Annotated in this window: 8 protein-coding genes; 5 read left to right on the top strand and 3 right to left on the bottom strand. The window is 72.5% G+C overall.

Annotated elements, in window-relative coordinates; translation table 11 throughout:
* A partial coding sequence (locus FL311_RS37965; protein ID WP_141332555.1) for a methyl-accepting chemotaxis protein occupies positions 1–1,186 on the top strand: 1,186 nt, incomplete at its 5' end.
* Between the two features lie 204 nt (positions 1,187–1,390).
* On the opposite strand, the gene FL311_RS37960 is transcribed toward FL311_RS37965, so the two are convergent.
* The gene (locus FL311_RS37960) at positions 1,391–2,152 is read right to left on the bottom strand and encodes an SDR family NAD(P)-dependent oxidoreductase (protein ID WP_141332554.1); all 762 of its coding nucleotides are present in this window, start codon (positions 2,150–2,152) and stop codon (positions 1,391–1,393) included.
* 126 nt (positions 2,153–2,278) lie between these two features.
* On the opposite strand from FL311_RS37960, the gene FL311_RS37955 reads away from it, so the two are divergent.
* Positions 2,279–3,460 (top strand): acyl-CoA dehydrogenase family protein, encoded by a 1,182-nt coding sequence (locus FL311_RS37955; RefSeq protein ID WP_141332553.1) that lies wholly within the window; start codon positions 2,279–2,281, stop codon positions 3,458–3,460.
* Between the two features lie 78 nt (positions 3,461–3,538).
* Here the strand turns inward: FL311_RS37955 and FL311_RS37950 are convergent, their stop codons facing one another.
* Complete coding sequence (locus tag FL311_RS37950) at positions 3,539–4,426, bottom strand: DUF2058 family protein (protein ID WP_141332552.1); 888 nt, start codon at positions 4,424–4,426, stop codon at positions 3,539–3,541.
* Between the two features lie 106 nt (positions 4,427–4,532).
* Between FL311_RS37950 and FL311_RS37945 the strand changes: the two genes are divergently transcribed.
* From FL311_RS37945 to FL311_RS37935, 3 genes are all read left to right on the top strand, one after another.
* On the top strand, positions 4,533–5,570 hold the full coding sequence (locus FL311_RS37945; protein ID WP_141332551.1) for a hypothetical protein: 1,038 nt from the start codon (positions 4,533–4,535) through the stop codon (positions 5,568–5,570).
* Positions 5,571–5,940: 370 nt separating this feature from the next.
* Positions 5,941–6,468 (top strand): hypothetical protein, encoded by a 528-nt coding sequence (locus FL311_RS37940; protein WP_141332550.1) that lies wholly within the window; start codon positions 5,941–5,943, stop codon positions 6,466–6,468.
* Positions 6,469–6,611: 143 nt separating this feature from the next.
* The gene (locus FL311_RS37935) at positions 6,612–6,956 is read left to right on the top strand and encodes a hypothetical protein (protein WP_046711509.1); all 345 of its coding nucleotides are present in this window, start codon (positions 6,612–6,614) and stop codon (positions 6,954–6,956) included.
* Between the two features lie 18 nt (positions 6,957–6,974).
* On the opposite strand, the gene FL311_RS37930 is transcribed toward FL311_RS37935, so the two are convergent.
* A complete protein-coding gene (locus FL311_RS37930) occupies positions 6,975–8,489 on the bottom strand; it encodes a peptidase M3 (RefSeq protein ID WP_141332549.1) in 1,515 nt (504 codons plus the stop codon).
* Positions 8,490–8,616 lie beyond the last annotated feature (127 nt).

Here is an 8,616-nt window from a genome sequence, read left to right as displayed (position 1 = left end):
GTCCCGGCCGGTGGAGGTGGAGGACGTGAGCTTCCGCGTGGCGCGTCAGCCGGTGGGCGCGGGGCTGGAGCTGGTGCTCGCGCGGGACGAGAGCACGGAGGCGTCGCGCTTCACCACGGCGGTGGTGCTCATCGTCGGGCTGGGGTTGTTCACGGCGCTGGCGGCCGGCGGCATCATCTTCCTGTTGGTGCGGCGGATGACGGGCCCCCTGCGGGAGCTGACGGCGGCGGCGGCGCGGGTGGTGGCGGAGGGCGACTTCCGGGGCACGCTGGAGGTGCACTCTCGGGATGAGATTGGTCAGCTGGCATCGTCCTTCGCGGAGATGATGGTGCGGCTGCGCTCGCTGCTGATGGCGCTGAAGGGCTCGGCGGAGCAGCTGGAGGCCGCGGCGTCGCAGCTCACCGACTCCGCGACGGTGCAGAACGAGGCGGTGTCCCAGCAGGCGGTGGCGCTGCATGAGACGCAGCTGGCGGCGCAGCAGCTCCAGGAGAGCTCGCGCGCGGCGGCCAAGCGGGTGGAGACGATTCAGCGCGAGGCGGAGAAGGCGAGCGGCTTCGGTCAGGCGGGCGAGGCGGCGGTGTCCGGCAGCGTGGGCGGGCTCACGCACATCCGCTCGCACGTCGAGCAGATCGGCCGCACCATCTCCGAGCTGCATCAGCGCACGCGGCTGGTGGGCGACATCACCCGCACGGTGAAGGACCTGGCGGACCAGTCCAACGTGCTCGCGCTCAACGCGTCCATCGAGGCGGCGCGCAGCGGGGACCAGGGCCGGGCGTTCTCGGTGGTGGCGCGCAACATGCGCTCACTGGCGGACCAGTCCGCGGGCGCGACGACGCGGGTGCAGAGCATCCTGGGCGACATCGGCCGGGCCATCTCGGACGCGGTGCGCATCAGCGAGGGCGGCGCGCGCGAGGTGGAGGGCGGCCTGGAGCAGGTGCGCGCGGCGGGAGAGAGCCTGCGCTCGCTGGCGGGCATCATCCAGAGCAATGGTCAGACGGTGAAGAGCATCTCGGACGCCGTGCGCCAGCAGGACGCGGGCATCGCGGAGCTGTTCGCCGCGCTCAGCTCCATGGCGGACGTGGCGGACCAGATTGTCGACCGCATGGCGGAGAGCGAGCAGGCCGCCATCCAGCTCTCCGCCGCGTCGGGCGAGCTCTCCGCCATCGTCGGCCGCTACCAGATTTGAGGGGCCCGCAGGCCCGTCGAGCGGCTCGTCCCCCTGTGGGCTGCTCCGTGCGTCGAGGCGGGAGGCCGCTGATGGGCGGGACGAGGAGCGGCTCACCCCCACCACTCGCAACTGGAGGCGTGGTGCTCCGCTTGGCGAGGCGCGGGCGGGCCGCGTGAGGCGCGACGGCCCCCGTGCGTGAACGAGGGGCCGAGGCGCGGGCGCTCAGCCCAGCTCGCCGCCGTCGATGGCGTGCGCGGCGCCCGTGATGGCGCCCGCGGCGTCCGAGGCGAGGAACAGGCACAGCGCGGCCACCTCCTCCGGCTGGACGATGCGGCCCATGGCGTTCATCGACGCGAGCGCCTCGCGCGCCTGCTCTCCGCTGCGGCCCGTCGTCTGGGTGATGGCCGCCGTGGCGTTGGAGAACATGTCCGTCTCCACCCAGCCCGGGTTCACCGCGTTCACGGTGATGTTCTTCTTGGCGTACTCCACCGCCAGCGCGCGCGTCAGGCCCAGGAGGGCGTGCTTGGAGGCGCAGTACGCGGACGTGTACTTCATGCCGCGCACCGCGGCCATGGAGCCGATGTTGATGACGCGGCCGCCGCCCTCCTTGGCCATGGCGGGCATCAGCTCCCGGCAGAGGATGAAGGGCGCCGTCACGTTGATGGCCATCACCCGCGCTAGGTCTTCGGTGCGCGTCTTGGTGAGCGGCGCGGACACGGTGATGCCCGCGTTGTTCACCAGCACCCGGGGCGTGCCCTCCGCGAGGATGGTCTTCGTCGCGGCCATCAGCGCGTCCTCGCTCGCCACGTCCACGACGAGCGGCCGGACGCCCTCGCCGCCCTCCTTCGCGAGCGCCTCGAGGGCATCCGCCGCACGGGCCAGGGCCCAGACGCGATAGCCCTCACGCGCGAAGGACAGCGCCACGGCGCGGCCGATGCCCCGGCTCGCACCCGTCACCACCACGGTCTTCTGGGTCGTCGTCATGGCGCGCGAGCCTAGCGCCCCCGGCGTCGGCAGGGGGCACGTCTTCACCTGCGTTTCGCAGCCCGTCAGTGCCAACAAGCCCTCGCCCCGTTTGACGCTCCCCGAGGCGGGCACTAGGACGGCGCCATGGCACGTGCGGACATCACGGACTTGTTCCGGCTCGACGACCTGCTGTCCCCCGAGGAGAAGGCCGCGCGCGACACCGTGGCCGCCTTCGTGGACCGCGAGGTGCTCCCCATCATCGGCGGACACTTCCGCGACGGCACCTTCCCCGTGCACCTCATCCCCCAGCTCGCGGAGATGGGTGTGCTGGGCGCGAACCTGCACGGCCACGGCTGTGCGGGGATGAACACCGTCAGCTACGGCCTCATCCTCCAGGAGCTGGAGCGCGGTGACTCGGGGCTGCGCTCCTTCGCGTCCGTGCAGGGCTCGCTGTGCATGTTCCCCATCCACGCGTACGGCAGCGACGAGCAGAAGGAGCGCTTCCTGCCGGCCATGGCGCGAGGCAGGGCCATCGGCTGCTTCGGTCTCACCGAGCCCGACTTCGGCTCCAACCCCGGCGGCATGCGCACCCGCGCGCGCAAGGACGGCGACGGCTACGTCCTCAACGGCACCAAGACGTGGATTACGAATGGCGCCATCGCCGACGTGGCCATCGTCTGGGCGAAGACGGACGACGGCGGCCCCGAGTCCGTCCGCGGCTTCCTCGTGGAGAAGGGCATGCCCGGCTTCAGCGCGCGGGACATCCCCGGCAAGTTCTCCCTGCGCGCGTCGATTACCAGCGAGCTGTCCTTCCAGGACGTGCGAGTCCCCGCGCGCAACGTGCTGCCCGGCGTGGTGGGCCTGCGCGGTCCGCTGTCGTGCCTCAACAACGCGCGGCTGGGCATCGCCTTCGCCGTCACCGGCGCCGCCATCGCGTGCTTCGAGGGGGCTCGCGAGTACGCGCTGTCACGCGCGTCGTTCCACGGCAAGCCCGTGGCCGGCTACCAGCTCACGCAGGAGAAGCTGGCGGACATGCTCCAGGACATCGTGAAGGCGCAGCTGGTGGGCCTGCGCGTGGCGCGCCTCAAGGACGAGGGCAAGGTGACGCCCGTCATGGTGAGCCTGGCCAAGCGCAACAACGTGAAGAGCGCGCTGGAGATTGCCCGCGTCGCGCGGAGCATCTACGGCGCCAATGGCATCACCGACGCGTACCCGCCCGTGCGCCACATGCTGAATCTCGAATCGGTCTTCACCTACGAGGGCACCCACGAGGTGCACACGCTGGTGTTGGGCAAGGCCATCACCGGCCTCGACGCGTTCGACTGAAAGGCCTCCGCGCCAGGCGCCTCCCCTCGTTCCGTTGGGAAGAGGGGAGGGCCTCGTGCGCTCCGCGGGGGCCTGACGTCAGCCCGGGTTCTCGCTGTCCTCGGGCTTGGGCGTCTCGGCGGACGCCTCGGCCTCGGCGGGGGGCGCCTCGGGGGCGGCCTCGGCCTCGGGCTCGTCGGAGACCTCGGGCGCGGTGCCAGCGGCCTCCGCCGCCTGCTGCGCCTTGAGCTCCTCGTCGTTCATGAAGCCGATGGGGCTGTCCTTCCGGTTGAGGAAGCGCACCGCCTTCTTCGAGAGCGCGAACATCTGCTCGGCCGCCGCGGCCGGCACCAGCGCGTGCTCGATTTGCGCGGGGTCCGGACGCTCCACCACGCCGAGCTCGCCGTCCTCCAGCCGCTTGGCCTGCTCCGGCGTCAGCTCCATCCGGCGCAGCTTGCCCTTGCGGGTCATGAAGTAGAACGCCGTCTCGCCCGGCTCCTGGGCCACCTGCGAGCCCATCACCAGCTCGCGCAGCGCCTTGTCCAGCTCCACCTGACGCTTGGACTCCGCGCGCTGGTAGGCCTTGGAGCCCGGCATGGGGGGCAGCTTCGGGATGGGCCGCTCGGGCGGAGCGGAGGAGGACGGCCGGCCGTGCTGGGGCGCGCCGCCGCCGCTGGGACGGAACGAGCCGCCGCCACCGGGACGGAACGAGCCGCCGCCACCGGGACGACCGCCACCCGGCCTGCCACCGCCGCCACCGGGACGACCGCCACCCTCGCGGGGAGGCCGCTCCTCACTCCGCGCCGGAGGACCCCCGGATGTCCGGTGGTCATCACGTCGGGGTGGGGGACGGTTTCCGCCTGGACGTCCGCCGTCCTGGGACGAGGGCCTCCGGGCTTCCGCCTGGCTGGCCGCCGTATCAGCCTTCTTGGACTGTTCCTCGGTGACGAGGCCCGCCTTCAACAACTTGTCGCGCAGGTTCTGCATGAGATGGGCGTTCTATCCCTTGCACGGCCGCACGCAAGCCGCAGCTTGCCGCTCCTGTACGCGCCACGTAACTTGCCGCCCCCGTGGTACCCCCTCCGGAGGAGTCGTGAGCCGTTCGAAGAAGTCCGCCTTCATCCTCGCCGTGGCACTGGCGGCCTCGGGCTGCTCGGACCCGGTCGACAAGGCGGCCAAGGCCCGCATCTTCTCCCCCGAGGACCCGCCCAAGGTGGTGGCCTCCGCCCAGCAGAAGCTGCCCCCGGAGGATGTCGCGGACAACCCGCAGGTGGCGCGCCGCATCCTCGGCATGGACGCCGCCGAGGTGACCGAGAGGCTGGGGCCCCACCGCTACCAGGCCACCCTGGGCTACGAGTGGACCTCCGCCGAGTCCAACCCGGTGAAGCTCACCGAGACGCGCACCTTCCGCGCGGGCGCGGGCGGGGTCAGCGGGGACTTCCACGGCGTGCTGGAGAACTCCCGGGACCAGGGCCTGGAGGTGATGCGCATCGCGGGGCAGGTGTTCGCCCGCAACCGGTATGGCCCGTTCCGTCAGCGGCTGCGCGACCGCGGCATGGCCGAGCGCACCCGGGCGGAGCTGACCGGCGCCATCCGCGACTTCGACAGCCTGTTCCAGGGGCGGCTCAAGCTGTCGCCCCAGGGCACGGTCACCTACGAGGGGCGCACGGCGTGGCGCTACCAGGTGACGCTGGCTCCCGCCTCGGAAGGGGATGCCTCCCGGCCGCTGCCGGCGCTGCTGCAGCCCAAGAACGGGGCGGACGAGACGACGCGTCGCCGGGGGAACTTCTTCGCCCACCGGCTGCCGCGCTCGCTGGACGGCGAGGTGCTGGTGGACGCGGCCACGTCGGTGGTCCTCAAGGCGCGGCTGGACGGGCGCATCGGCGTGCCGTCGGACAAGACGCCCGAGGCGGCGGAGCTGCGCATGACGCTGGAGGCGGCCCTGACCGAGGTGGGCAAGGACCAGAAGCTGGCGCCTCCCGAGAGCTTCCTGCCCGACGCGGACAAGCCGCAGGGTATCGCCGACGCGTTGGACCGCTTCGGCATCGAGCGCGCCAAGCCCGAGGGCGCCAAGGGCTCGACGGCCGGTGAGGCTCCTCCGGAGCCCGAGGACGAGGGCGGCGGCGAGTAGCCTGCTGCGGGGCGTTCCCGCCGCCCGAGGATGGGGCGGCGGCGAGTCGCCCCGTGTGAGGCGTCCTCGTCGCCCGAGGACGATGGTGGCGGCGAGTCGCCCCGAGCGGGGCTTCCCGTGACGCCCCTTTGAAGTCGCTGGACGGCCTGGGCGTGGAGGCGGGTGACGCCTCCGCCTGGGCCCGGTTCGAGGGGATCGCCGCACCCAGACAGTCGCGTCATGGGGCCCCTCCTCTCCGCCGTTTCGACGTCCGCCCGCCTGCCCTGACGGCTCCGCCCGGACGCCCGCGTCAGGGCCACGCTGAATCGCCTCAACCCACTGTTTTCACTCGGGTTCCTCCGTGGCGTGTGGCTTGCTCTCCCGCAGGGCCATGCGTCGTCTCCGCCCCCTCCTGGCCTGTCTCTGCGGGCTGCTCGCGTCCCGCGTCCAGGCGCAGCCCCCTGCCCGGAGCCTGGGCGTCACCGTGTTCCCGGTGGGCGCCTACGTCCTGTCGGACACGGAGGGCGGGCGCGAGGCGGGCTACAGCGCGGGACTGGCCTGGAGCTATCGCCGGGAGGCGTCCCTCCTCGAGGTGGGCGGCCACGTGGCCTCCAGTCGACAGCTCACCGAGGCGACGCCCATGTCCCTGCGAATCACGCCCCCGGGGCCCCGACGGGTCCGTCCCTACCTGGGCCTCGGGCTGAGCTTCATGGTGGCCCACGCGCTCCGGGAGGAGGGGGCGACGCGCTCCCTCCAACTGGGGGCGGAGCTGTGCGGGGGCCTGGACGTGGAGCTGGGCCGGGGACTCTTCCTCTCCGCCGAGGCCCGCTACCAGAACTTCTCCGCCACCGGCTCCCCGTTCGCCGGGGAGCGACAGGCGCTCTCGTCCGGATTCCTGGGGCTGGGAATGCACCTGTAGGCGCCTCGCGCTACAGGGCGGGCCCAACCTGTTGGAAGAAAATTTGCGCTGACTCTTGCGTCCTCTACAATCCTCGTCGGTTGCGGCCCAGACGCGTCCGACATGCTCGGAAGTTCAGTGGGCTGTACAGCAAGGGAGCGGAGATGGAGCGCAAGGTCGGGAGTAGCACGGTGACGGCCAAGGAGGTCAAGGCGGCGCTGGAGAAGACGCGCACGCTGTCGGCCGAGGAGGAGAAGGTGCTGCGCATGCGGCACGGCGCCGACGCTTCCAGCACGCGGGCTCCGCTGCCGCGCGCCGCCGGGGACAACGAGGAGCTGGGTGACGAGCTGCTCTTCATCGAGATGCAGCTGATGAAGGCCATGCGCGCCCGGGCCGCGGCCAAGACGCCCGCCACGAAGGCGGCGGCGCCCGCCGCGCCTCGCGCTCGCGAGACGGCCGCCAACCCGACGAAGGACAAGATTGTCCGGGCGCTGCGCAAGAAGAAGTAGTCGCCCGCGCGGTCACCCCTACCGGTTGAGGATGGCCACGAGGCGCTCTCCCGCCTCGGGCAGCGCCAGCGGCGTGCCCGAGATTTCCGTGGCCAGTCCCTCCGCGTCATCCGTTCCACCCCGCGCGTACAGCCCCTTCAGCCAGGCGGCGGCGGGCGGGTTGCGCCAGAAGTCCTCGTTGAAGCGCTCGGTGAGGCGCCCGGTGAGCCGGGCCTCCAGCGCCCACGCTCGCAGGTAGTGCGCCACGTAGAGCTGCGGGTCCACGTCGGACAGGAAGAAGCCGGGATGTGGCTCGGCGAAGAGGGCGCGGCGCTGGCCGTCGGCGTACTCGTCCGCGCGCTCGGTGGATGCGCCCTTCTGGCTCAGGGACAGCTCGTAGGACAGCTTCGCGCAGTGGCGCCGCAGCACGGCCAGGGCCTGGAACGCGGCCAGCCTCGCCGTGTCGCGCGCGAGCACCGCGCCCAGCCCCAGGTAGCGCTTGAGCCACTCGGGGGACAAGAGCAGGCGCTCGAAGACGGCGGCGTGGGCCTCGGTGATGCCCGCGTCGCCCAGGCGGCGCAGCTCCATGGGCAGCGTCGCGGACACGTGCGCACGGTGCTGCGCGTGGCCCAGCTCGTGGAGCAGGCTGCCCAGCGCGTCCAGTCCGCCGCGCGGCTGGAGCACCAGGCGGACGTCGTCCGGCACGCGCACGGTGACGACGAAGGGGCGCGAGGACTTGCCGGGGCGGTCCTCCTCGTCCAGCCGGATGCGGCCGTCCGCGTGCGGCGTGAAGCCCCACTCGCCGAGCCAGCGCACCACGGCGGGCCATGCGTCCTCGCGGCGCAGGTGCTCGTCCATCCAGGGCGCCAGCAGCGCGGCCTGCACGTCGTGTCGGCGCGCGTCGCCGCCGGGCAGGGGCCTGAGCAGCGGGTCCACCTTCTTGAGCACGTACGCGAGCACGTCGCGGTACGCGTCCTCCGTTCGCCGGAGCGTCTGGTCCGCGGCCTTGGCGAGGTCGGCGTAGGGGATGCCGGTGACGTCCTGGCGCAGCGTGGGGTAGTCGGTGGCGCCCAGTCGCTCGGCGGCGTGGAGGGCGGCGTCGCGGCGGTCTCCGTAGAGGCCGCGCTGCTCCCAGAGGAAGTTGCCCACGGCGCGCTCCAGTCCGGCGCGGCGCGCGCGGCGGGGCTCGCGGGGGAGGCGGCCGAGGGCCTCCGTGAAGGCGTAGGTCTGGTCGTCGACGGTGAGCACCGCCTTGCCCTCCAGGTCGGCCACGGCCCGGGCGGCGCGGGCGGCGAGCGCCTCCTCGACGTGGGTGGCCACCAGCTCGCGCAACAGCTGGATGCGGCGCACCGCGAGGGTGTCCTCCTTGGCGCGGGCCTTGGCGAGCGCCTCGTTGGCGGCGATGAAGGTGTCCGGGGAGGACAGCTCGGGGAAGGAGGCGTGGAGGCTGGGGGGCTCGGAGGAGAGCCCGGCGCCGTGGCGATATTGGTGCGTGGCCAACTCGGCGAGGAAGTCGTCCAGCCGCGTACGCACCGAGTGAAGGGGGCGGTCCATGGGGCCGCGCAAGCTACCAGGGGACGTGCTCGCCCGGGGGGAACAGGTGAGGGGCCCTGGTGGCCCGTGGACCTGGCGGGTGGGCCTTGTGGTGGGCCGCGCCTTTCTGTAGCGAGCGGACTGGAAG

The organism is Myxococcus sp. AB025B (genome assembly GCF_006518215.1).
Taxonomy (GTDB): Bacteria; Myxococcota; Myxococcia; order Myxococcales; family Myxococcaceae; genus Myxococcus; species Myxococcus fulvus.
The sequence above is the reverse complement of the archived record's forward strand: the minus strand, read 5'-3'. Positions and strand labels throughout refer to the sequence as shown.